15 protein-coding genes are annotated in these 23,573 nt (G+C 72.7%); 12 read left to right on the forward strand and 3 right to left on the reverse strand.

Annotation, left to right across the window (positions count from 1 at the left end):
* Positions 1–298 precede the first annotated feature (298 nt).
* The 12 genes from CcI49_RS08255 (at position 299) to CcI49_RS44100 (ending at position 13,590) form a co-directional block, all read left to right on the forward strand.
* On the forward strand, positions 299–1,132 hold the full coding sequence (locus CcI49_RS08255; RefSeq protein ID WP_054566954.1) for an ArsR family transcriptional regulator: 834 nt from the start codon (positions 299–301) through the stop codon (positions 1,130–1,132).
* Complete coding sequence (gene sufB / locus CcI49_RS08260; RefSeq protein WP_054566955.1) at positions 1,129–2,541, forward strand: Fe-S cluster assembly protein SufB; 1,413 nt, start codon at positions 1,129–1,131, stop codon at positions 2,539–2,541. The genes CcI49_RS08255 and sufB overlap by 4 nt, the downstream gene beginning before the upstream one ends.
* On the forward strand, positions 2,541–3,686 hold the full coding sequence (sufD, locus tag CcI49_RS08265; protein WP_076825464.1) for a Fe-S cluster assembly protein SufD: 1,146 nt from the start codon (positions 2,541–2,543) through the stop codon (positions 3,684–3,686). Before sufB ends, sufD begins: the two co-directional genes overlap by 1 nt.
* Entirely contained in the window at positions 3,683–4,087 is a 405-nt protein-coding gene (locus CcI49_RS08270) for a non-heme iron oxygenase ferredoxin subunit (protein ID WP_076825466.1), read from the forward strand. Before sufD ends, CcI49_RS08270 begins: the two co-directional genes overlap by 4 nt.
* An 8-nt stretch (positions 4,088–4,095) precedes the next feature.
* Complete coding sequence (gene sufC, locus CcI49_RS08275) at positions 4,096–4,884, forward strand: Fe-S cluster assembly ATPase SufC (protein ID WP_054567268.1); 789 nt, start codon at positions 4,096–4,098, stop codon at positions 4,882–4,884.
* Positions 4,881–6,206, forward strand: a complete 1,326-nt coding sequence (locus CcI49_RS08280; RefSeq protein WP_076825470.1) for a cysteine desulfurase — start codon at positions 4,881–4,883, stop codon at positions 6,204–6,206. Before sufC ends, CcI49_RS08280 begins: the two co-directional genes overlap by 4 nt.
* Complete coding sequence (gene sufU / locus CcI49_RS08285; RefSeq protein ID WP_076825472.1) at positions 6,203–6,670, forward strand: Fe-S cluster assembly sulfur transfer protein SufU; 468 nt, start codon at positions 6,203–6,205, stop codon at positions 6,668–6,670. The genes CcI49_RS08280 and sufU overlap by 4 nt, the downstream gene beginning before the upstream one ends.
* A gap of 2 nt (positions 6,671–6,672) precedes the next feature.
* Entirely contained in the window at positions 6,673–7,167 is a 495-nt protein-coding gene (locus CcI49_RS08290) for a metal-sulfur cluster assembly factor (protein ID WP_054566959.1), read from the forward strand.
* A gap of 224 nt (positions 7,168–7,391) precedes the next feature.
* The gene (gene glgC, locus CcI49_RS08295) at positions 7,392–8,630 is read left to right on the forward strand and encodes a glucose-1-phosphate adenylyltransferase (RefSeq protein WP_076825474.1); all 1,239 of its coding nucleotides are present in this window, start codon (positions 7,392–7,394) and stop codon (positions 8,628–8,630) included.
* Between the two features lie 109 nt (positions 8,631–8,739).
* Positions 8,740–9,942, forward strand: coding sequence for a glycogen synthase (gene glgA / locus CcI49_RS08300; protein WP_076825476.1), 1,203 nt, complete (start codon positions 8,740–8,742; stop codon positions 9,940–9,942).
* A gap of 469 nt (positions 9,943–10,411) precedes the next feature.
* Positions 10,412–11,047, forward strand: a complete 636-nt coding sequence (locus CcI49_RS08305; RefSeq protein ID WP_235497933.1) for an ABC transporter ATP-binding protein — start codon at positions 10,412–10,414, stop codon at positions 11,045–11,047.
* 11 nt (positions 11,048–11,058) lie between these two features.
* Complete coding sequence (locus CcI49_RS44100) at positions 11,059–13,590, forward strand: ABC transporter permease (RefSeq protein WP_083473280.1); 2,532 nt, start codon at positions 11,059–11,061, stop codon at positions 13,588–13,590.
* Here the strand turns inward: CcI49_RS44100 and CcI49_RS08315 are convergent.
* From CcI49_RS08315 to CcI49_RS08325, 3 genes are all read right to left on the reverse strand, one after another.
* Complete coding sequence (locus CcI49_RS08315; protein ID WP_076825478.1) at positions 13,587–20,474, reverse strand: type I polyketide synthase; 6,888 nt, start codon at positions 20,472–20,474, stop codon at positions 13,587–13,589. The two genes, CcI49_RS44100 and CcI49_RS08315, sit on opposite strands and share 4 nt — an antisense overlap.
* Before the next feature lie 73 nt (positions 20,475–20,547).
* Complete coding sequence (locus tag CcI49_RS08320; protein ID WP_116437362.1) at positions 20,548–22,350, reverse strand: PfaD family polyunsaturated fatty acid/polyketide biosynthesis protein; 1,803 nt, start codon at positions 22,348–22,350, stop codon at positions 20,548–20,550.
* Positions 22,347–23,552 (reverse strand): SDR family oxidoreductase, encoded by a 1,206-nt coding sequence (locus tag CcI49_RS08325; protein WP_054566964.1) that lies wholly within the window; start codon positions 23,550–23,552, stop codon positions 22,347–22,349. Before CcI49_RS08325 ends, CcI49_RS08320 begins: the two co-directional genes overlap by 4 nt.
* Between the last annotated feature and the right edge of the window lie 21 nt (positions 23,553–23,573).

A 23,573-nucleotide genomic window follows, 5' to 3' on the forward strand; every position in this document is an offset into this window, starting at 1 on the left:
CGGTTGGCCGCGGCGCGCTGTCAAGGTCGCCGCCGCGGTCATCGGGGTCACGGTCGCGGTCAATAGCGCGAATCGTCCGCATCTGCAGGTCGCCCTCCTGTGCCGTGGCGTGCGAGGCGAAGTCTCCCATCCCCCGGATGGGCCGGTTCTGGGTGGGTACCGGGTGATCGGTCCCGTTGCGATGGAGACGCCCTGTCAGCTGTCGGTGATCCGGCGTCATGAAGGACGTCGCGCGGGCGACGGGTGATCTCGGGCTCCTCGGTTCGACCGCGTCACGGAAATAGGGCACACTGGTGTTGTGAAATCCGAGCAGGAGGCCCCTACGGGTGCGGCGTCCACGGGTGTGACCGACGGTCGCACCCGTGATCGTGTCGTGCGCCTTCTGCTCGAGCGCGGCCCGTCGACGGCCGCCGATCTCTCCCACGAGCTCGGCCTGTCACCCGCCGCCGTCCGCCGGCATCTGGACGCGATGACCTCGGACGGCACCATCACGACCGCCTCGGCCGTGGCACGTGGCCCACGCGGGCGGGGTCGTCCGGCCAGGCGCTACGCGCTGACCGAGGCCGGGCACCGGGCCGGGCCGACGGCCTACTCCGATCTCGCGGCCAACGCGCTGAGCTTCCTCGCGAAGGCCTGCGGCCCGGACGCGGTGGCCGAGTTCGCCCGGGCTCGCGGAGTCGACCTGGAACGCCAGATCCGCGACGAGGTCGTCGCGGTCCCGCCGGCGGAACGCCCGGAGGCGATCGCCGCGGCCATGACCCAGGCCGGGTACACCGCCAGCGTCTCCGAGCTGCCGTCCGGCACCCAGATCTGTCAGCATCACTGCCCCGTCCAGCACGTGGCCGAGCAGTTCCCGGCCCTGTGCGAGGCCGAGACGGCGATGCTGTCGCGCCTGCTCGACACCCACGTGCAGCGGCTGGCGACGATCGCCCATGGCGACGGCGTCTGCACCACGCACATCCCGGTGATCCCCGTGGAGGCGATCACGGTGCTTCCCCCACCGTCAGCGGGGGGCGCCGTGGCCGCCGAGCCCGGGCCGGCGCCGGCCAGGTCGGCACAGGGTGCATCGCCCGACATGGCCCCGTCCGGGCAGACATCACAACCATCCAATATTTCGGAAGGTTCTCTATGACCACCTCTGCCGAGACCGCCCTTGAGGGCCTTGGCTCCTACCGGTTCGGCTGGGCAGACACGGACGCCTACGCCGTCGACGTGGAACGCGGCCTCTCCGAAGCAGTCGTGCGCAGCATCTCGGCAAAGAAGAGCGAGCAGTCCTGGATGACGGATCTGCGGCTCAAGGGGCTGAAGCTGTTCGAGCGCAAGCCCATGCCGACCTGGGGCGCCGACCTGTCCGGCATCGACTTCGACAACATCAAGTACTTCGTCCGCTCGACGGAGAAGCAGGCCGCCGACTGGGACGAGCTGCCCGAGGACATCCGCGCCACCTATGACCGGCTCGGCATCCCCGAGGCGGAGAAGCAGCGCCTGATCGCCGGTGTGGCGGCGCAGTACGAGTCCGAGGTCGTCTACCACAAGATCCGTGAGGACCTCGAGGAGCAGGGTGTCATCTTCCTCGACACCGACTCGGGCCTGCGGGAGCACCCGGAGATCTTCCAGGAGTACTTCGGTTCGGTGATCCCGGTCGGCGACAACAAGTTCGCCGCGCTGAACACCGCCGTGTGGTCCGGTGGCTCCTTCATCTACGTGCCGCCGGGCGTGCACGTGGAGATCCCGCTGCAGGCCTACTTCCGGATCAACACCGAGAACATGGGCCAGTTCGAGCGGACGCTGATCATCGTCGACGAGGGCGCGTACGTCCACTACGTCGAGGGCTGCACCGCGCCGGTCTACTCGTCCGACTCGCTGCACTCCGCGGTGGTCGAGATCATCGTGAAGAAGAACGCGCGCTGCCGTTACACGACCATCCAGAACTGGTCGAACAACGTCTACAACCTGGTGACCAAGCGGGCCGCGTGCCACGAGGGCGCCACCATGGAGTGGATCGACGGCAACATCGGCTCCAAGGTGACGATGAAGTACCCGGCCGTGTGGATGCTCGGCGAGCAGGCCCACGGCGAGGTGCTCTCGGTCGCCTTCGCAGGTGAGGGCCAGCACCAGGACGCCGGCGCCAAGATGGTGCACGCCGCGCCGCGCACGTCGTCCACCATCGTGTCGAAGTCCGTCGCCCGCGGCGGCGGCCGGACCTCGTACCGTGGCCTGGTCCAGATCAACGAGGGCTCGCACTCCGCGAAGTCGACGGTGAAGTGCGACGCGCTGCTGGTCGACACGGTCAGCCGCTCCGACACCTACCCGTATGTCGACGTCCGCGAGGACGACGCCTCCATCGGGCACGAGGCCAGTGTCTCCAAGGTCGGCGAGGACCAGCTCTTCTACCTGATGAGCCGTGGTCTGTCCGAGGAGGAGGCCATGGCGATGGTGGTGCGTGGCTTCATCGAGCCGATCGCGCGCGAGCTGCCCATGGAGTACGCCCTCGAACTCAACCGGCTCATCGAGCTCCAGATGGAAGGCGCAGTCGGCTGATGGCCGTCATCGATGCCACGGGACGCCCTCCCGCGCAGGCTGGCGCAGCTCCGCGTCCCGTCCGGTCCCGTGACCCCGAGGACCACGCAGTACCCGGCGGCCGTGAGGAGGCGTGGCGGTTCACCCCGCTGCGCCGCCTGCGCGGCCTGCTGAACGGCCCGGCCGCCGACAGCAGGATCGACGTGAAGGTCTCCGCGCCGGAAGGCGTGGAGATCGAGCGGCTCGCGCCGACCGACTCCCGGATCGGCCGCGTGCTCACCCCGGCCGACCGCCCGGCGGCGTTCGCCATGGCCCGGTCCGACGGCGGCCTGTCCGTCACCGTCCCGGCCGAGGCGGCGCTGACCGAGCCGGTCGTCATCCGCCTCGGCGGCAACGGCGGGGTCAGCTATGAGCACGTGCTCGTCGAGCTGGGCCCGTTCGCCACCGCGACCGTCGTGCTCGACCACGTCGGCAGCGCCACCTTCGCCGGCAACGTCGAGGTGTACATCGGCCACGGCGCCGCGCTGACGTTCGTCACCGTCCAGGACTGGGCCGACGACACCGTCCACCTGGGGGCGCACGCCTACTCGGTGGGGCGCGACGCCCGCCTGCGCTCGTTCACGGTGACCCTCGGCGGCGACCTGGTGCGGCTCAACCCGACGGTGGAGTACCGCGGGCCCGGCGGTGACGCCGAGCTCTACGGCCTGTTCTTCACCGAGGCCGGCCAGCACCAGGAGCACCGCCTGTACGTCGACCACCAGGCGCGGAACTGCCGCAGCCGGGTCGCCTACAAGGGCGCGCTGCAGGGCGACGGGGCGCACGCGGTGTGGATCGGCGACGTGATGATCGGCGCCGACGCCGTCGGCACCGACACCTACGAACTGAACCGCAACCTGGTGCTCACCGACGGCGCGCGCGCCGACTCGGTGCCCAACCTGGAGATCCTCACCGGCGAGGTGGTCGGCGCGGGTCACGCGAGTGCCACCGGCCGGTTCGACGACGAGTCGCTGTTCTACCTGATGTCGCGCGGCATCCCCGCCGACGAGGCGCGCCGGCTCGTGGTCCGCGGCTTCTTCGCCGAGATCGTGGACCGGATCGACATCCCCGAGCTGCGCGAGCGCATCATGGCGAGGGTCGAGGCGGAGCTGGCGGCGGTGGGCGTATGACCCCGTCGAACAGCCCGGCCAGCACGGCCGCCGCCGGCACCGACAGCACGGCCGGTGCCGCTGACAGCGGCGGGCCGGCCTGGCGGCGGGCCTGCGCCGCCTCCGACCTGGCCGACGAGTCCGCGCTCGGCGTGGAGATCGACGGCCAGCCGGTGTGCGTCGTCCGGTCGGGCGGCCGGTTCTACGCCGTGCGGGACGAGTGCTCGCACGCCGAGGTGATGCTCTCCGAGGGTGAGGTCGAGAACGGCCTCATCGAATGCTGGTTGCACGGCTCCCAGTTCGACCTGACCACGGGTGAGCCGACCAGCCTGCCGGCGATCGAACCGGTGCCCACCTACCCAGTGACCATCGACGGCGACGACGTCCTCGTCGACCTTCACACGAACCCGAAGCGAGGGTGACGACAGCGGTGTCTGTTCTCGAGATCCGCAACCTGCACGTGTCGGTCGACACCGACACGGACGGCCCGCGCGAGATCCTGCGCGGCGTCGACCTCACCGTCCGCAAGGGCGAGACCCACGCGATCATGGGGCCGAACGGCTCCGGCAAGTCCACGCTCTCCTACTCGATCGCCGGCCACCCGAAGTACACCGTCACCGAGGGCACCGTGACCCTCGACGGCGAGGACGTCCTGGCGATGTCCGTCGACGCGCGGGCGCGGGCCGGGATCTTCCTGGCGATGCAGTACCCGGTCGAGGTGCCCGGCGTCTCGGTGTCGAACTTCCTGCGCTCGTCGGCGACAGCGGTGCGCGGCGAGGCCCCGAAGCTGCGGCTGTGGGTCAAGGAGGTCAAGGAGGCGATGGCCGGGCTGGAGATGGACCCGGCGTTCGCCGAGCGCAGCGTCAACGAGGGCTTCTCCGGCGGTGAGAAGAAGCGCCACGAGATCCTGCAGATGGCGCTGCTCGCGCCGAAGATCGCCATCCTCGACGAGACCGACTCCGGCCTGGACGTCGACGCGCTGCGCATCGTCTCCGGTGGCATCGAGGCGGTCCGGGCCAAGGGGGAGACGGGCATCCTGCTCATCACCCACTACACCCGCATCCTGCGGTACGTGAAGCCCGAGTTCGTGCACGTCATGGCGGGCGGGCGGATCGTGGACGCGGGTGGCCCGGAGCTCGCGGCCAAGCTGGAGGAGTCCGGCTACGACAAGTACGTCAAGGCCGCGGATGTCATCGCGCAGCCGGCGGCGGTGTCATGACGATCATCGAGACCCGCCAGCCGGGAACCGTCGCGGCGAGCAGTCTGGGCTTCGACGTCGAGCGGGTCCGTCGCGACTTCCCGATCCTGGCCCGGACCGTGCACGACGGCCTGCCGCTGGTCTACCTCGACAGCGCCGCGACGTCGCAGAAGCCGCTGGCCGTCCTCGACGCCGAGCGGGCCTACTACGAGCGGCACAACGCCAACGTCCACCGCGGCATCCACGTGCTCGCGGAGGAGGCCACCGCCCTCTACGAGGACGCCCGGGACAAGATCGCCGCGTTCGTCGGGGCTCCCGACCGGCGCGAGATCGTGTTCACGAAGAACTCGTCCGAGGCGCTGAACCTCGTCGCCTACGCGATGAGCAACGCGGTGTCGGGTGGGGCGGAGGCGGAGCGGTTCCGTCTCCGCCCCGGCGACGAGGTCGTCATCACCGAGATGGAGCACCACTCCAACCTGGTGCCGTGGCAGATGCTGTGCGCGCGCACCGGCGCGACGCTGCGCTGGATCGGGCTGACCGAGGACGGCCGGCTGGACATCGCGCACCTCGACGAGGTCATCACCGAGCGGGCGAAGGTCGTCTCCTTCGTGCACCAGTCCAACATCCTGGGCACGGTGAACCCGGTCGCGAAGATCGTCGCCCGGGCCCGCGAGGTCGGTGCGCTCACCGTGCTCGACGGCTCGCAGTCGGTGCCGCACATGCCGATCGACGTCGTCGAGCTCGGGGTGGACTTCCTCGCCTTCACCGGGCACAAGATGTGCGGGCCCACCGGCATCGGTGTGCTGTGGGGCCGGCGCGAGCTGCTCGAGGTCATGCCCCCGTTCCTCGGCGGTGGTGAGATGATCGAGGTCGTCACCATGGAGGCCTCGACCTACGCGGCTCCGCCGCACCGCTTCGAGGCCGGCACGCCGATGATCTCCCAGGCGGTCGGGCTCGGTGCGGCGGTCGACTACCTGACCGGGCTGGGCATGGGCGCCATCGCCGCGCACGAGCACGACGTCACCGCGTACGCCATCGACGCCCTGTCGGCCGTGCCGGGCCTGCGGATCATCGGCCCGCCGACGGCGCAGGACCGCGGTGGGGCGATCTCGTTCGTCCTGCGTGACTCCGACGACCGCCCGCTGCACCCGCACGACGTCGGTCAGATCCTCGACGAGCAGGGCATCGCCGTTCGGGTCGGGCACCACTGCGCCCGCCCGGTCTGCCTGCGCTACGGCGTGCCCGCGACGACCCGGGCGTCGTTCCACCTCTACTCGACGACCGCCGAGGTCGACGCCCTGGTGGAAGGACTGGACCAGGTCAGGAGGTTCTTCCTGAGGTGAAGCTCGACTCGATGTACCAGGAGATCATCCTGGACCACTACCGCAACCCGCACCACCGTGGACTGYGCGACCCGTTCGACGCCGAGGTGCACCACGTCAACCCGRCCTGTGGCGACGAGGTGACCCTGCGGGTCCGCGTCGCCGACGGTGTCGTGGCGGACGTCTCCTACGAGAGCGAGGGCTGCTCGATCAGCCAGGCCTCGGCCAGCGTGATGGCCGACCTGGTGATCGGGAAGTCGGTGGCGGCGGCGCTGGAGCTCGAACGTGAGTTCCTGGCCCTGATGCAGTCGCGCGGCACCCAGGAAGGTGACGAGGACGTCCTGGAGGACGCGGTGGCGTTCTCGGGTGTGTCCAAGTACCCCGCCCGGGTGAAGTGCGCGCTGCTGTCCTGGATGGCCTGGAAGGATGCGACCGCGCAGGCCACCGGCGCCGCCCAGGCCGCCGTCCCCGAGCAGGAGAAGTAGCCATGAGTGATTCCGTCGCCACCGCCGAGGAGACCGTGGACGCGGTGTCCGCGGGCGAGGCGCCTGCCAGCGAGGCGCCCGTGAGCGAGGCGCCTGCCAGCGAGGCGCCCGCGGCCGCCGAGTCGGCGCAGGCACCTGCGGCAGCGCAGGCCGCCGAGCGGGCCCTGGTCGTGGAGAAGGCGTCGTTCGACGACGTCGAGGAGGCCATGCGCGACGTCGTCGACCCCGAGCTGGGGATCAACGTCGTCGACCTCGGCCTCGTCTACGGCATCAACATCGCCGACGACAACACCGTCACGCTCGACATGACGCTGACCTCGGCGGCCTGCCCGCTGACCGACGTCATCGAGGACCAGACCCGTTCGGCCCTGGTCGACGGGCCGGACAACCTGGTCAACGACGTCCGGATCAACTGGGTCTGGATGCCGCCGTGGGGTCCGGACAAGATCACTGACGATGGTCGCGAGCAGTTGCGGGCGCTCGGCTTCAACGTCTGATCTCCGCGCCGGTGTGATCCAGCCGTCCTCCCGTCGATGACGGGAGACGGCTGGATCGGTTAACTCTTTTGACGTGTAGCTACTGGCGGCCTCGCGCCCTTGTAGGCTCCGGGATGACCGGAATTCGGCGAAACCAGAGCACCTGTCCGGTTGCCGAACGGCCGGTCCCTGCCGGGTCGGATCCATCCCGGATCCGGGCGTACGAGGGGAAGCCGGGCCGAAAAATGCGCAGCCCGCGGGTGCTGGGTCTTGTTTTGGCAGGTGGCGCGGGGCGACGGCTGGCGCCGTTGACCGCTGACCGGGCGAAGCCGGCTGTGCCTTTCGGTGGCATCTACCGCCTGGTCGACTTCGTGCTGTCGAACCTGGTGAACGCCGGGTATCTGCGCATCGCGGTGCTGACCCAGTACAAAAGTCACAGCCTGGACCGGCACATCACCACCACCTGGCGGATGAGCAACCTGCTCGGCAACTACGTGACCCCGGTGCCGGCGCAGCAGCGCCTCGGCCCGCAGTGGTACGCCGGCAGCGCCGACGCCATCCACCAGTCGCTCAACCTGGTCCACGACGAGTCACCCGACATCGTCGTCGTCTTCGGTGCCGATCATGTCTACCGGATGGACCCGCGCCAGATGGTCGCCCAGCACCTGGAGACCGGGGCCGGGGTCACCGTCGCGGGCCTGCGGGTTCCCCGCTCGGAGGGCAGCGAGTTCGGGGTGATCAGCACGGCGCCGGACGGGCTCACCGTCACCGAGTTCCTGGAGAAGCCGGCGAATCCGCCGGGGCTGCCGGGCAGCCCGGACGAGATCTTCGCCTCCATGGGCAACTACGTGTTCACCACCGACGTGCTGATCGACGTCCTGCGCGCCGACGCCGCGAACTCCGACAGCCTGCACGACATGGGCGGGAACATCGTCCCGATGCTGGTCGAGCGGGGCATGGCCGCGGTGTACGACTTCGCCTCCAACGAGGTGCCCGGGGCGCTCGCCCGTGATCGCGGCTACTGGCGCGACGTCGGCACGCTCGACTCCTACTACGAGGCGCACATGGATCTGTGCGCGCTCGACCCGGTGTTCAACCTGTACAACCGCGACTGGCCGATCTACACCAACGTCCCGCCCGTCCCGCCGGCGAAGTTCGTCCACGACGCGCCCGGGCGGGTGGGTGTCGCCATCGACAGCGTCGTCAGCAACGGTGTGATCGTGTCCGGTGGGACCGTGCGGCGCTCGGTGCTGTCACCCGGTGTCCGGGTGAACTCCTGGGCCTCGGTGGAGAACGCGGTCGTGATGGACAACACGGTCATCGGCCGGCGCGCCGTGGTCCGGGACGCGATCCTCGACAAGAACGTCGTGGTACCTCCGGGTGCGAGTGTCGGGGTCGACAAGAAGCACGATCTGGATCGTGGCTACCAGGTCAGCGCGGGTGGAGTGACCGTCGTCGGCAAGGGCGTCACGATCGCCGACTGACCGGCGTCCGCCCCGCCGTCCCGTCCTGTCGCCCCGGCGTCCTGTCGTCCTGTCGTCCTGTCGAAGAAACCTGTCATACCTGCCGAGCCTGCGGAGGATCGAGAAGCGGATGCGCGTCGCGCTGCTCACCCGGGAGTTCCCGCCGAACGTCTACGGCGGTGCCGGGGTACACGTCGAGTACCTCGCCCGCGAGCTGGCCCGGCTGGTGGAGCTGACCGTCCACCACGAGGGCGACCAGCTTCCGTCCGCCGGCGCTGGTGGTGGCAGCGGTGGCAGCGGCGGCGGCGCGGCCGCGGTTCGGGCGCACCGGCCCTGGCCCGCCCTCGACGGGGCGAACGACGCGCTGCGGATCGCCTCGATGGACCTGTCGATGGCCGCGGCGGTCAACCGGGCCGGTGGCGCCGATGTCGTGCACTCCCACACCTGGTACACCAACCTCGCCGGGCACCTGATCTCGCTGGTCGAGGGCATCGGGCACGTGATGACCGCGCACTCGCTCGAACCGCGCCGGCCGTGGAAGGCCGAACAGCTCGGCGGCGGGTACGCGCTGTCGTCCTGGTGCGAGCGGGTCGCGATCGAGTCCGCGGCGGCCGTCGTGGCGGTCAGCGACGGCATGCGCACCGACATCCTCGACGCCTACCCCGCGGTCGAGCCGGCGCGGGTCCACGTCATCCGCAACGGTATCGACACCGACGAGTACGCCCCCGACCCGGGCACCGACGTCCTCGAGCGGTACGGCGTGGACCCCGACCGCCCGTATGTCGTCTTCGTCGGCCGGATCACCCGGCAGAAGGGCCTGCCGGTCCTGCTGCGCGCCGCCGCGGCGATCGACCCGGCCGCCCAGCTGGTGCTCTGCGCCGGCGCCCCGGACACCGAGGACCTGCACCGCGAGGTCACCGAGCTGGTCGACGGCCTGCGCGCCAGCCGCGGCGGCGTGGTCTGGCTGTCGGGGATGCTCGCCAAGCCCGAGGTCATCCAGCTGCTCTCGCACGCCACCGTGTTCGTCTGCCCGTCGGTCTACGAGCCGCTGGGCATCGTCAACCTGGAGGCGATGGCCTGCGCCACCGCGGTGGTCGCCTCCCGGGTCGGCGGCATCCCGGAGGTCGTCGCGGACGGTTCGACGGGCCTGCTCGTCCCGCCGGACGACCCCGCGGCGCTGGCGGGAGCCGTCAACGAGGTGCTCGCGGACCCCGCCCGCGCCGCCGCGATGGGCCGGGCGGGCCGGGAGCGTGCCGTCGCCGAGTTCGGCTGGGCCGCGGTGGCCGAGCGGACCGCCCGCCTCTATGCCGAGGTCGCGGCCCGACCTGGCTGAGCGGACCGGCGGTCAGCACGGCCCAAGGGACATCCCGCACCGTCGCGCCGCACCAGCAATTCACCTCAAGAGGGATAAAAGGGGCGCCGGGTCGCTTGACCATCCGCAAGGGTTGAGGATCCTGGCTGTCGGAACGACCAAAGTCCTCAACTCTTGCTCAGCAGCAGCCAAAGCTTGAAGTCGGAATGTCGCCGTACACTCGCCGACGATCGCGATCCACTACTCTGCGTGACGTATTGTCTGTGTGCYGTGAGTAGTTCGCAGGCTGGCGAGTGGGGGGTCGGTGCGCTGGAGCCGTGGCGACGCTGATCGCCCAGACTGTCCGGATCGTCCGGATCTCGGCGATCACAGAGATCACAGAGGTCGTACGGACAGCGCGGGGAGTGGCACGTCCGGCGCGCGGCTGGCGCTGGACGGGGTCGGCCGGCGCTACGGGGCCGGTGAGTCGGCGGTCACCGCGCTGGCCGGAGTGAGCCTGCGGGTGGAGGGCGCCGCCTTCATCGTCATCCTCGGTCCGTCGGGCTGTGGGAAGACGACACTGCTCAACCTCGTCGGCGCCCTCGACACCCCCACCTGCGGCACGGTGACGCTGGACGGGGCCGACCTGGCCGGTGCCTCCCGCCGCCGCCGCCGCGAGGTCCGGCGCCGGACCGTGAGCTTCGTGTTCCAGTCGTTCAACCTGTTCCCGGCGCTGACCGCGGGGGAGAACGTCCGCTTCGGCGCCGACGCGGCCGGTCGCGGCCAGGCCCGGGAGACCACCGAACGGCTGCTGGCCGAGGTGGGCCTGGGGCATCGGGCCGACCATTTTCCCCACCAGCTCTCCGGCGGTGAGCAGCAGCGGGTGGCCATCGCGCGTGCCCTGGCGACCGGCAACCCGATCCTGCTCGCCGACGAGCCCACCGGTGAGCTGGACTTCGGGACCGGTGTGCAGATCCTCGCCCTGCTGCGGGCACAGGCCGACGCGGGCCGCACGGTCCTGGTGGTCACGCACAACCGGGAGATCGCCCGGGTCGCCGACCGGGTGGTCGAGCTGTCCAGCGGCCACGTCGTGGCGGACGGCCCGCCGCCCGACGGGTCCATCCCCGTGTCCGACCTGCGCTGGTAGGCGGGCCTGCCGTGGGGGTCGGATCGACGGGGGACCGGTCGGCGGCGGCCGGGTCGGTGGCCCTGTGGCTGCGCTGGTCGTGGCGGGACCTGCGCCAGCGCTGGCTGCTGGTGCTCGCGCTCGCCGTCACGATCGGTCTCGGCACCGGCCTGTACGCCGGGCTGTCCAGCTCCTCGCAGTGGCGGCGGCAGTCCTACGACGCCAGCTTCGCCCAGCTCCACGTCCATGACCTGCGCGTGCACCTGGACGCCGGGAGCACGGTCGAGCAGGGCCGGCTCGCCGGTCTCGTCCGCTCCCTGCCGAGCGAGCCGGATGTGGCCGGCGTCGCCGAGCGGCTGATCTTCCCGACGGAGGTCGAGGTCACCGCCGGTGGGCAGGACGTCCTCGCGCGTGGTGAGGTCGTCGGGACCGACCTGACCGCGTCGCCGCCGGTCGACTCCGTCGGGGTCGAGGCCGGCCACGGGCTCGGTGTGTCCGCGGGCGGTGCGGCCGCGTCCGCGGCCGCGGGCGGACGGCCCGTCGGCGTGCTGGATCGCACGTTCGGGCGGGCGAACCACCTGCCGCCGACCGGAACCGTCCGGATCAGCGGCGGCACCGAGGTCACCTATGTCGGGCAGGGCCAGTCGCCCGAGTACTTCGTCCTGCCGGGGGAGCAGCCGGGCCTGATCACCCAGACCGGGTTCGCCGCGCTGTTCACCTCGCTCCCGACCGCGCAGCGCCTGGCCGGCCTGCCGGGCCGGGTCAACGACGTGGTGCTCACCGTCCGCCCGGGCACCGACGTCGACGCCGTGCGGGCGCAGCTGTCCGCAGCGCTGGCCGCGAGTTTCCCGGACGTCAGTGCGACCGTCACGAACCGGGACGAACTGGCGTCCTACCAGCTCCTCTACGACGCGATCGACAGCGACCAGCGGCTGTGGGACGTGCTGGCCGTCCTCGTGCTGGCCGGTGCGGTCTTCGCCGCGTTCAACCTGGTCGGCCGGGCGGTCGACGCCCAGCGGCGGGAGATCGGCATCGCCATGGCGCTCGGTGTGCGTCCCGGCCTGCTCGCGCTGCGGCCACTGCTGCTCGGCGTGCAGGTGGCGGTGCTCGGTGTCGTCGCCGGCCTCGGCGTCGGCCTCCTGGTCGCCGCGGCCATGGGCTCGCTGATGCGTGACATCGGCCCGCTGCCCCACTGGCACACCGACTTCCAGCCCGCCATCTTCGCCCGCGCCGCGGTCATCGGGCTGCTGCTTCCCCTGCTCGCCGCTGTCGGGCCGGTCCTGCGGGTGGTGCGTTCCGAGCCGGTCGACGCGATCCGGGTCAGCGCGGTCGCCGGCCGCTCCAGCGCGCTGGTGCGGGCCGTGCGGCGGCTGCCGTCTCCCGGCGGGAGCATTCGGCGGATGCCGGTGCGCAACCTGGCCCGTACCCCGCGCCGGACGCTGCTGACCGCCCTGGGCATCGCCGCGGCCATCACCGCCCTGGTCGTCTTCACCGGTCAGCTCGACACGTTCAACCGGACGACCGACAGCGCCGAGGCGGAGCTGACCACCGGCGCCGCGGACCGCCTGCGGGTGACGCTGCCCGAGGTGGAACCGGTGGACGGGCCGACCGTCGCCGCCGTCCGCCGCCTGCCCGCGGTCGCGGAGGTCGACGCCGGCCTGGCACTCCCGGGGCAGCTGCTGCCGTCCGGTGCCGGCGCTGGGCCTGGTGCGAGTACGGGCGCTGGTGCCGGCGTGAACGTGCTCACCTACGTCTTCGCCTACGACCACGCGATGTGGACCCCTCGAGTGACCGACGGCGGGCCCACCGGCGGACTGCTCATCGCCCAGAAGGCCGCCGAGGACCTGGGCGTCGAGCCCGGGGACACGGTGACACTGCGTCATCCGGCCCGGGTCGACGGCGGGCTGCGGACCGTCGACACGCCGCTGCGGGTGGCCGGTATCCACGCGTTCCCGGTGCGTTCGGTGGTGTTCCTCGACAGTGGGTCCGCCGGTGCGTTCAACCTGACCGGTGTGACGAACTCGCTGATGGTCCGGCCCGCGCCCGGCTATGACGAGAACGCGACGACCCGGGCGGTCCTCGCCGTCCCGGGGGTGGGCGCCGTCGTGCCGGCCACAGCGAGCACCGAGGAGATCCGCGCGCTGTTGCGCAACTTCGTCGGCATCCTGCGGATCGCCGAGCTCATCGTGCTCCTGCTCGCCCTGCTCATCGCCTACAACGCGATGACCATCGCGATGGAGGAGCGCCGCCGCGAGCATGCGACCATGCTCGCGTTCGGCCTGCCGGAGCGCACCGTGCTCGGCCTGACCGTGGCCGAGAGCGCGCTGGTCGGCCTGCTCGGGACGCTGCTGGGCCTGCTCGCCGGCTACTGGGCGCTTCGGTACACGGTCGAGGTGCTGGTCGCCGAGACCCTGCCCGACCTCGGGATCCCGGCGACCCTGTCCGCGCGGACGGTGGCCACCAGCCTGCTGCTCGGGGTGCTGACGGTGGCGGCCGCCCCCCTGCTGGCCGCGCGGCGCGTGCGCCGGATGGACGTCCCGGCCGCGCTGCGCGTCGTCGACTAGACCCGCGGGCGGACCCCCTGGGCGGTTTTCACCCGGTCGGGCCGCAGGACCAGCTCCACGCCGATCAGCTCGATCCGGGCGGCACCGTCGTCGTCGACGACCGCGACATCGCAGAAGGTGACGCTGTCGCCGTTCATCCCCGCCGCCAGCACGACCGCGCGGGCCGGCCGGGTCAGCAGGCCGGGCTGGTGGATGCGGCACTCCCGGACGGCCACCGGCAGGGCGCCGCCGAGCACCCGCCAGGCCCAGACACCGGCGAGCTGCATCCCGCCGTCCAGGGCCGCGACGTCGAGATACCAGTCGGCGCCGCCGCCCCAGTCCAGCGCGTCGACCCCGACGACGACGGCCTCGGCGCCCTGTTCGGACATGGCCGTCATCTGGGTGATGGCCTGGAAGCGGGGGCCGTGGAAGAGGGCGTCCTGGGCGTAGATGCGGGTCTGGTCCTGATCCGGGCCGCCGGGGATCAGCCCGTCCGGAGTCGGCCAGGAACCGTCGGCGGAGCCGGCCGCCCCGGCCGCCCCGGCCGCCCCGGACGGCCCGGACGGCCCGGACGGCCCGCGTCGGCGGTCGGGCTGGCGGGTCAGCCGCGCGGAGTACCGGGGCGCGCCGTCATCGCCGTACAGCCGCAGGACCAGCTCCGGCGGGCCGGGCGTGCCCGCCCGCTCGGGTGCGCCGGCCGCGTCGGCCGTGTCGGCGCGGACCAGCAGGTGGTGGCCCTGGTCGGCCAGGTGGGGGAGCGAGGCCTTGCGCAGCACCCGCAGATCCCGCAGGAGCAGGCCGGACTCGACGTCACGGGTGCTGGCCCGTGCCCCCCGCGCCAGCCAGTCGAGGGCCAGCGCCAGCGGCGCCACCGCCGTGCCGGCCGGGCTGTGGTCCGAAAGCCAGGAATGGGTCTGCCGGCGCACGGTGACCTGCCCCAGCAGCCCGGCCCTCGCCCAGCCGGCACCGTCGGCCGTGTCGTCGGACCGGTCGAGGACGTCCAGATGATCAACGGCGGTGGCGTTGGGGCCCGACGCGGCGATCATGATCCGGGGATCCGGCCGGTGCCGGGCGATCTCGTCGGCGAAGGCGGCGGCGCCCCGGGCGACCGGGATGGCCGCGACACCGGCCTGGGCGAAGACGCCGGCGAGCAGCGGGTCGACCATGCCCCCGGCCCACGGCCCCCAGGCGATCGACCGGACCACCCGATCGCCGCGATCGCCCGCCCGATCACCCGACTGATCGCCCGCCCGGCTGTCGCCGGGTCGCGCGGCCTCCCCGCCCGCCGCGAGCACCGAGGCCACCTGATCCACAGTGGCGTTGGCCATCGCGTAGTCGCACTGGCCGGCGTTCCCGAACCAGCCGGTCACCGAGGAGAACAGGCAGATCAGGTCGAGTGGGTCGTCGCGCAGCTGGGTGAGCATGGTCAGCAGGCCACCGGCCTTCGTGGCGAGAACCCGGTGGAACGCCTCGTCCGACTTGTCGGGGATGAGCTTGTCCGCGAGGGTTCCGGCACCGTGGACGAACGCGGTCACCGGCCCCCACTCCCGCCGGATCTCGCCGAGCGCCGCCGACACCGCGTCGGCGTCGCGCACGTCGGCGACCAGGTAGCGGGCCGGGACGCCGAGCTCCGCCAGCGCGGCGAGGGTGGCACGCACCTCGCGGACGGCGAGCACCTCGCGTGCCTCGGCGCGGATCCGCGCCGGTCCCACCTCCGGACCGCGCTGGGACGCCAACAGCTGGATCAGCCCGGCCTCGTCCGTCGCCGCCGCCAGGCCCGCCGGCTCGTCCGTCAGCCTGGTGCGACCCAGCAGCGCCAGCCGTGGGCGGTAGCGCCGCGCCAGTTCCAGCATGGCGGCGGCGGTGATCCCGCGAGCCCCGCCGGTGGCGACCACCACCGAGTCGGGGCCGAGGCGCAGCCCCGCCTGCGGGCTCGCCCCGGTCCGGCCTGCGCCGGACGTCGCGAGCGGGGCCGGCACCGTCCGGGCGGCGACGCGGGTGCCGCCGGCCGACAGCCCGACATCCCGTTCGGCGCCGCCCCAGAGCAGCTCCTGCGCGATGGCGGCGGCCACCTGGCCGGCGTCCCGCCCACCCCGCTCACAGTCGATGGCCTTCACCGAAGCCTCCGGCCACTCGGTGCCCGCGGCGCGGGCCAACGCGGCCAGACCGCCGAGCCAGGCCCGGTCGCCGTGGCGGCCGGACAGCCCGAAGTCGCCACCGGTGTCCTGGACGGTCACGAGGACGCCGGCGCGGGCCACGGCGGTGGCGGCGGCCGCGCGCACCCAGCGGAAGGACTCCTCCTGAACCGCCAGGGCCGCCACCGCCGCCGGCTGTGCCGGCTGGGTGGCGCCGAGCTCGGCCAGCGCGCCGAGCAGGATCAGGCCACCGGTCTCGGCGGGCAGCATGCCGTCCGGGGACAGCTCATTGCCCGGGGGTGACGTGCCGTCCGGCTTCGGCTGGTCACCGCCCCGGACCGTCACGTCGAGGCCGGCCGCCCGCAGCCGGTCCGCCAGCGGTGCGGCCACCCCGCTCCCGCCGTCGACGATCACCAGGGGTCCCAGGCCCAGCCCCGGCAGCGCCAGTCCGGGAGCCGGTGCCCGGACGACCGCCTCGACCGAGGCGGTCAGCCCGGCCGCGTCGTCGGATCCGCCTCCGCCCTGACCGGTTGGCGCGCCGCCTCGAAAGGGGGCCTCACCCCCGGCGGCCGGTGCGGCCGGGTCGTCGGGGGCCGGCTGCTGCCCGGTCGGCTGCCCCACCTGGACGTTCTGGCCGCCGGCCGCCTCGTTCGCCAGCGGGCTGGTACCGGCCGCGGCTCCGGCCTCATCCCCGGCTCCGGCCTCGCCCCCGGCAGCCTCGTCGATGTGCCGGCGGATCAGCTCCACCACGTCGCGCAGTGTCCGGGCCGCGCCCAGCTCGGCGATGTTGTCGCCCTCGCTCATGTCGAGCACCGCGTCGCCCGCGTGCTGGCGCAGCGCGGACAGGATCTCGATCTTCTTCAGCGAGTCGATGCCGAGGTCGTTCTCCATCTCCATGTCCAGCGAGAGCACCGAGACCGGATAACCGGTGCGCTCGGCCACGGTGTCGATCAGCAGCCGTGCGATCTCCTCGGGATCAGGTGCGGCCGCAGGCGGCGGAGGCATGGGCTCGGAGGTCTGCGGTGGCTGCATCGCCACATCCGGTGCCGCGCTCGTCGGGGTGCCGGCGGGCGCGCCGACGGGCGTGGGGCTGGGCGCTTCCTGGGCAGGGGCGGCCGGCACCGGGGCTACCTGGGCAGGGGCCGCGACGGGTGTCGCGATGGGGACGGGGGCAGGGGCGGGAGCGGGGGCGAGCGGTGCCGGTGGGCTGGACGCAGCCTCGGTGTACAGGACGTCCCCGGCGACCGCTTCGTCCTGCCCGGCGAGCAGCCAGGTGAAGGCAGTGCCCGACATGCGCAGGAACTCCAGGTGCGCCTCGGTCATGAGCTGCGCGAAGGCGGTGTGCGCCTCCGTGGTCCGCCGGTGTACGTCGACGAGTGCGGCCGACCAGGCCGATCCCGGCATGTCGATCGCCCCCGGCGCCGCCGTCGCGCCGGGCACCGCCATGGGCTCAGACGTCGAAACGGGCTCCGGTAGCGGCATCGCGTCCGGCGGTGCCACGGCCGCCGGCGGTGCCATCGGCTCCGGAGACGCCGCGGTCGCGGGCGGTGCCGTGCTCGCGGGCGGTGCCATGGCCTCCGGCGGTGTCATGGTCTCCGGGGACGCCGTGGTCTGTCGCGGTGCCGTGGCCTGCGGCGATGGCGTCGGTTCCGCCGGGGCGGGGGACGGCCGCGGCGGCGTGACCGGTGCCGGCGAGGACAGGCCGCGCGTCGGATAGTGCCCGTTACCGGTCCCGTTCGGTGGCACCGTGACAGAGCCGGCGGAGACCTGCGCCTCGCGTGACCCGGTCGACATGCCCAGATGCCCGTAGTTCGCTCCGTCGATCTCCATCGTCATCACCGGCCTCCGGGTCGGCGTCGCGGGTCGCGGTGCGTCCGTGACCAGACGCAGGTCGAGGGGCACGCCGTGCACGGCCAGCAGGCCCAGAGCGGACTGGAGCGACGCGTCACCGTCCTGCCCGGGGCGGTCCAGGCTGACGGCGACGTGGTCACGGCCATCGAGGATCTGCCCGACCAGCCCGGTCAGCGTGGAACCGGGGCCGACCTCGACGAACACCCGCGCCCCGGACGCGTACAGGGCCTCGATCTCGTCCAGGAACAGCACGGGCGAGGTGAGCTGCTCGGCGATCCGGTCGCGGATCAGCTCCGGGTCGTCGGGGTGCGGCCTTCCGTCGAGTCCGGCGTGCACCGGAATCCGCGGCGGGCGCATCGGCACGTCGTCGAGGAATCGTCGCAGCGGGTCGCGGGCCGCGCGGACCAGCGGGCAGTGGAAGGCCGTGGCCGTGTCCAGCCAACGGGTGGTGACGCCGTCGGCGGCGAGCCGTTCGCGCATGGCCTCCAGGCACTCGCCGGAGCCGGAGAGAACGACCTGGCGGGGAGCGTTGTGGTTCGTCAGCCATACCTCGGAGAGCCCGGCCCCGTCGATCACGGAGATCACGTCGTCGCGCGCGGCCGACACGGCGAGCATCCGGCCCGGTGTCGTGGCGATGGTCCGGCGCATCAGCTCACCGCGGAAGTGGGCGAGCCGGATGAGCTGGTCCGCGTCGAAGACCCCGGCCGCGTGCAGGGCGGTGAGCTCACCGAAGCTGTGCCCGGCCACCGCGGCCGGCTCGACGCCGTAGGACGCCAGCACCGCGAGCAGGGCCAGGGAGTGGGCGGCGATGGCGGGTTGCGCGGCCGCGGTCAGCGCGTCCCGGTGCGCCGCGCGTTCGGCGGCGGTGAACGCCGGTGGCGGGAAGACGATCCGCCGCAGCGTGTCCGAGCCGTTCGCGGTGCTGCCGTTCGCCGAGCTGTCGCCGGCCGCGCTGTCGTTCGCGGGGCCACCGTTCGCCGGTTCGCCGATCTTCAGGTCGCCGAACCGGTCCCAGACCGCCTTCGCGGCCGGGTAGCGCACGGCCACGTCCACGCCCATCCCGCTGAACTGGCTGCCCTGGCCGGGGAAGAGGAAGACCGGCCGCGCGGATGGCGGCGCGCCGGCGGCGTAGTGCACGCCCCGCGGGCTGGTGAAGGACTGCCCTGGCCGCTGGGCGATCAGGTTCGCCGCCTGGTCGAGCGCCTCGGCGAGGCACTCGGTGGTGTTCGCGACCACCGCGAGCCGGGCGGGGTGGCGAGGGTCGAAGTCCGCGGCACGCTCGCGGGCGACCTCGGCTGGCGGGCGCGCCTCGACCGCGCGGACGGCCCTGAGGAGATCCTCCGGGGACTCGGCGGAGAACAGGATCAGCTCGCTCCCGGGACCGGGCCAGGACCGGTGCGTGGACGTCGACACCGTGGAACGGGACGACTCGGTGGAACGGGACGACTCGGTGGGACGGGGCGACTCGGTGGGACGGGACGACGCGGGCGCGTCGCCATCCGGCCGGTCGACCGGATCCGGGGCCTCCTCGACCGCGATGTGGAAGTTGATGCCGCCGAAGCCGAAGCTCGACACAGAGCCACGGCGCGGATAGGCGGCTGTGCGCAGCCACGGCCGGCTGACCGTGTTCAGGTAGAACGGCCCGGACTCGAGATCAAGGTCGGCGTTCGGCTCGCCGACCTTGATGGTCGGGGGGAGCACCCGGTGGTGCAGGGCGAGCACGACCTTGAGCAGGCCGGCCGCTCCGGCCGCCGACTTCGTGTGCCCGATCTGCGACTTCACCGACCCCAGCGCACACCAGCGCCGATCGGGACGCCCGCTCTCCCCGAACACCTCGGACAGCGCGTTCACCTCGATCCGATCTCCGACCGGTGTGCCTGTGCCGTGTGCCTCGACCAGCTCGACCGTGTCCGGCCCGTACCCGGCGTCGGCGTAGGCGGCCCGCACGGCGCGGACCTGGCCGCCGATCGCCGGCGCGTAGATCGCCTGGCCCTGGCCGTCGGAGGAGGACCCGATGCCCCGGATGACCGCGTAGATCCGGTCACCGTCACCTTGCGCGTCGGCGAGCCGCTTCAGCGCGACCATGCCGACCCCTTCGCCGAGCAGCGTTCCGTCCGCCGCGGCGGAGAAGGGCCGGCAGTCCTCGGACGGGGACAGCGCCGGTGTCTTGGAGAAGCTGACGAAGGTGGTCGGGTTGTTCAGCGCGTCCACCCCACCGGCGATGATCATGTCGGCCCGGCCGAGGACCAGCTCGTTCACGCCGGCGGAGACCGCCGCCAGCGAACTCGCGCAGGCCGCGTCGACGGTGTAGTTCACCGCGTGCAGGTCAAGCTTGTTCGCGACCCGGCCCGCGACGATGTTGCCCAGTCCGCCCGGCAGGGTGGCCTCCTGCCACTGCGGATAGTCCCGGAGCATGCGCTGGCAGATCCGCTCCGCCTCCTCGGGCGGGTAGCCCAGCTCGCGCAGGGTCCGCAGCCAGGTGGGCCGGCCCAGCCGGGTGGAGACCTCGGTCAGCAGCTCCAGGTTCCCGCTGCCGAGGATGATCCCGATGCCGCTGCGGTCGGCGGAGTCGTACCGGTCGCCCAGGGCGTCGCGAAGGGTCTGGTCGGCCACCAGCAGCGCGAAGAGCTGGGCTGTGTCCGTCGCGGGGATGATGTTGGGCGGTATGCCGAACCGKGTCGGGTCGAAGGCCACGGTGGGCAGGAAGGACCCGCGGCGGACGTAGGTCTTGTCCGGCGTGGTCGGGTCCGGGTCGTAGTAGTCGTCAACCAGCCAGTGGGACGGCGGGACCGTCGTGATCAGGTCCTCACCTCGGATGATCGAGGTCCAGAAGCCCGCGGCGTCGGTCGATCCCGGCATGATGGCCCCGACGCCGACCACCGCGATCGGGGGCTGTGGGGCGCGTTCGGCGTCCGACATCTGGTCATCCTCCTTGTCCGCCGGCCTGTCGCCGTCTGTTCTCCGTTCCCACCGTCTGGTCGCGAACGTCGGCCTATCGCGGTTCGAGGGGGCGTGGGGCGAACCGCGCGACCGGCATCGGGAGCCCACAGGCACGCAGCTGCTGGAAACGGGTGTGCACGACGGCGCCCTCGAGCAGGTTGAGCGCGATCTGGACGACGGACCGGTTGGCCGGATCGGCCAGATGGCTGCCGCGGACCCAGTCGTTGAAGGCACCCATCGCCGGCCCGCACCAGATCTGGTAGTCGGCGCGCCGGCCGGTGTCGCCGGCGAGCGCCCACCGCCCGGAGCTGCCCAGGTACCACCGGAACACCAGGGCCATCCGGTGTTTCGGATCGTGCGAGGCGCGGTCGAGCTGGCCGGGATCGCGCTGCTGCCAGTAGTCGCGGGTGCGTGCCCACACGTCGTCGAACGTGGCGCCGAAGACGTCCCGCTCCAGCCTGGCCCGGGCCGGGCCGTCGATCGCCTCCAGCGACGGGTACTGGCGATAGGCGTCGTAGAGCGCACCGGCCCTGGCCGCGTACATCGTTCCGCGGCGCAGCACCTGGACCTTCGCGCCGAGCTCGAACATGTCCGCCGCCGGGGCCATCGCCACGTCGGCGATGCCGGCCGACGCCAGCATCGCCTGCGCCGGCCCGGACTGCCCGGACTCGGCGCTCACCTGGTTCACCGACCCGGTGAGCACGTAGGCCGCGCCGAGCGCGAACGCCGCCGCGACCGCCTGGGGCGTGCCGAGCCCGCCGGCCGCGCCCACCCGGATCGGCTCGCGGTAGCCGAAACGCGCCACGACCTGGTCCCGGGTGGCCTGCACCGCGGGCAGCAGCACGCCCAGCGGGCGCCCGTCGGTATGCCCGCCGCTGTCGGCCTCGACGGTGATGTCCTGCGCGATCGGGATCCCGGCGGCCAGCTCCGCCTCCTCGGCGGTGATCTCACCGCGGGCGGCCAGCGTGCGCAGCACCGACACGGGTGCGGGCGACATGAACTGCTCGGCCACCTCCGGCCGGGAGATCTTGGCGAAGATCCGGCGGGCGCGAACCACCGTCCCGTCCGGGGCCCGCCGCAGCCCGTCCACCGCGCAGCGGACCACGGCCGGCGTGATCGTCATGAACGCCGACGCGCAGATGCGGGGAACCGGGTGCCGCAGCAGGATCGCGGCGGTGGCCTCCTCCAGCACCGGGATGCCGGGCGAGTGCAGCAGGTTCACGCCCCAGTTCGACCGGCCGGCCAGATCCCGGGCCAGGGTGCGGACGGCGTCCTCGATCCGGTCGGGAGCCAGCCCGCCCGAGCCGAAGAACCCCAGCATCTGCGCCCGGGCCATCGCCGTGACCAGGCCGGTGGTGGCGATTCCGGTGGCCATCTCGCCGGCGATGTAGGGGAAGCGCACCTGGTGTGCCTCGGTGAAGGAGCGGTCACCCAGCCATTCCGGGTACAGCGGCGGCAGCGTCGCGACGACCGTGGGCCCGGATCCACGGCCGGGGCCGACCCGGCCGCCGACTCCGAGGCCGAGTCCGGTTCCCCGGCCGGGCACCGACAGCAGGTGCGCTGGCTCGCGTACCAGGCGTGCGGCCGCCGCCAGCTCCGGCCCGGTGAACGCGGCCGGCTGGGTCCCCGGCTGCCAGGTCGGCGGGCCGTACGCGGGCCGGCCGACCGGTGCGGCGCCGCGGATGTCGGGCCGCGCCACGCCGCGGGTCCCGAGCCGTGCCGCGCCGCGGGTCCCGACCGGGGCCGTGCCACGTGCGCCGACTCGTGTCGCGCCGGTCGTCGGCCGCCCGGTCGTCGGCCGCCCGGTCGTCGGCCGTCCCGTCGTCGGTCGCCCGGTCGTCGGTCGCCCGGTCATCGGGCGCCCTCCGGGGCGAGGGCGGCGCGCAGGCGCTCGGACAGCGCCTGGTCGAGATCATGGTCTCCCAGGGCGTCGCGAGTCTTCGGGGCGGTCGCGGCGCCGATCGCGGACAGCAGGTAGTCCCGGTCGACCGTGGTGTCGGACGTCCGCTCACCCAGCGTGGTCCGCGCCCGGGTGTCGTCGAAGACGTGCCGATGTTCCAGGTACCTGGGGAACCCCGGGATTCGGTAGATCAGCTCCTCGAGCGCGGTCGGATCCCGTGGGTAGTCGGCGACCAGCTGCATCCGTACCGCGAGCTGGCTCTCCAGCAGCTCGCACAGGGTCGAGACCGGCAGGTTCTCGCCGTGCACGATGTGAAACGTGCTGACCCCGCGCGGGCGGACCCGCTGCGCGATCCGGACCATGTCCCGCGCGGCGTCCTCGACCGGCATCATGTTCCAGCTGGCACGGGGGTTGCCCACGATGCGGAGGGTCCGGACGCGGCCCGGGTCCTGCGGGCCGGTGCCGAGCCCCCGGTCGACGGCCAGCGCGGCGACCGTCACGATCGCCCGGGTGACGGCCGTCAGCGTCTGCTCGGGCAGGTCGGGGCGCGGCGGCTGGTCCGTGACGAGGATGCTCGGCCGGTACACGACGGCCGGGCGGCCGGTTGCGGCCGACCATTCGTGGACGAGCACCTCGGCGTCGTACTTCGTGTGCTCGTAGTCGGTCTCGAAGCCGTCCGCGGGCCGGGCGAGGTCATCCTCGTAGATGACCGGATCGGACCTGCGGCCCACCACGAACGCGGTGCTCACATGGTGGACGACCGGCCGGCGCGCGCCGGCGGCCGCCAGCTCCAGGACGTGCCGGGTGCCGTCGACGTTCACCCGCCGCAGGTCCGCGAGCTCGCCGCTGAGGCTGGTGGACGCGGCGGAGTGCCACAGGACGTCGATCTGGTCGGCCAGCTCCTCGAAGGCGGCCTCGGTCAGGCCCAGCCGCGGCCGTGCGACGTCGACGTCCACGACCCGGACCCGGCGCAGCAGCTCCTCGGTCCGGCGCGGTCCGGCGCCGGTGGCCGTCAGGAAACAGGAGAGCCGGTCGATCGCCGCCGTGGATCCGGTGTGGGCGAGCAGGATCAGTGAATCGTCATGATCGCGATCGAGCAACGCCTGGACGAGACGGAGGCCGAGGAACCCGGTCGGGCCCGTTACCGCGGTTGCCATTGCGCATCACGCCCCTGACCA

The sequence above is a fragment of the Frankia sp. CcI49 genome (genome assembly GCF_001983215.1).
Taxonomy (GTDB): domain Bacteria; phylum Actinomycetota; class Actinomycetes; order Frankiales; family Frankiaceae; genus Parafrankia; species Parafrankia irregularis.

Excerpts from the sequence above, each read along its gene's own strand:
- sufB (WP_054566955.1), top strand. The coding sequence starts at position 1,129 with ATGACCACCTCTGCCGAGACCGCCCTTGAGGGCCTTGGCTCCTACCGG.
- sufD (WP_076825464.1), top strand. The coding sequence starts at position 2,541 with ATGGCCGTCATCGATGCCACGGGACGCCCTCCCGCGCAGGCTGGCGCA.
- CcI49_RS08270 (WP_076825466.1), top strand. The coding sequence starts at position 3,683 with ATGACCCCGTCGAACAGCCCGGCCAGCACGGCCGCCGCCGGCACCGAC.
- CcI49_RS08280 (WP_076825470.1), top strand. The coding sequence starts at position 4,881 with ATGACGATCATCGAGACCCGCCAGCCGGGAACCGTCGCGGCGAGCAGT.
- CcI49_RS08290 (WP_054566959.1), top strand. The coding sequence starts at position 6,673 with ATGAGTGATTCCGTCGCCACCGCCGAGGAGACCGTGGACGCGGTGTCC.
- glgC (WP_076825474.1), top strand. The coding sequence starts at position 7,392 with ATGCGCAGCCCGCGGGTGCTGGGTCTTGTTTTGGCAGGTGGCGCGGGG.
- glgA (WP_076825476.1), top strand. The coding sequence starts at position 8,740 with ATGCGCGTCGCGCTGCTCACCCGGGAGTTCCCGCCGAACGTCTACGGC.
- CcI49_RS08320 (WP_116437362.1), bottom strand. The coding sequence starts at position 22,350 with ATGACCGGGCGACCGACGACCGGGCGACCGACGACGGGACGGCCGACG.
- CcI49_RS08325 (WP_054566964.1), bottom strand. The coding sequence starts at position 23,552 with ATGGCAACCGCGGTAACGGGCCCGACCGGGTTCCTCGGCCTCCGTCTC.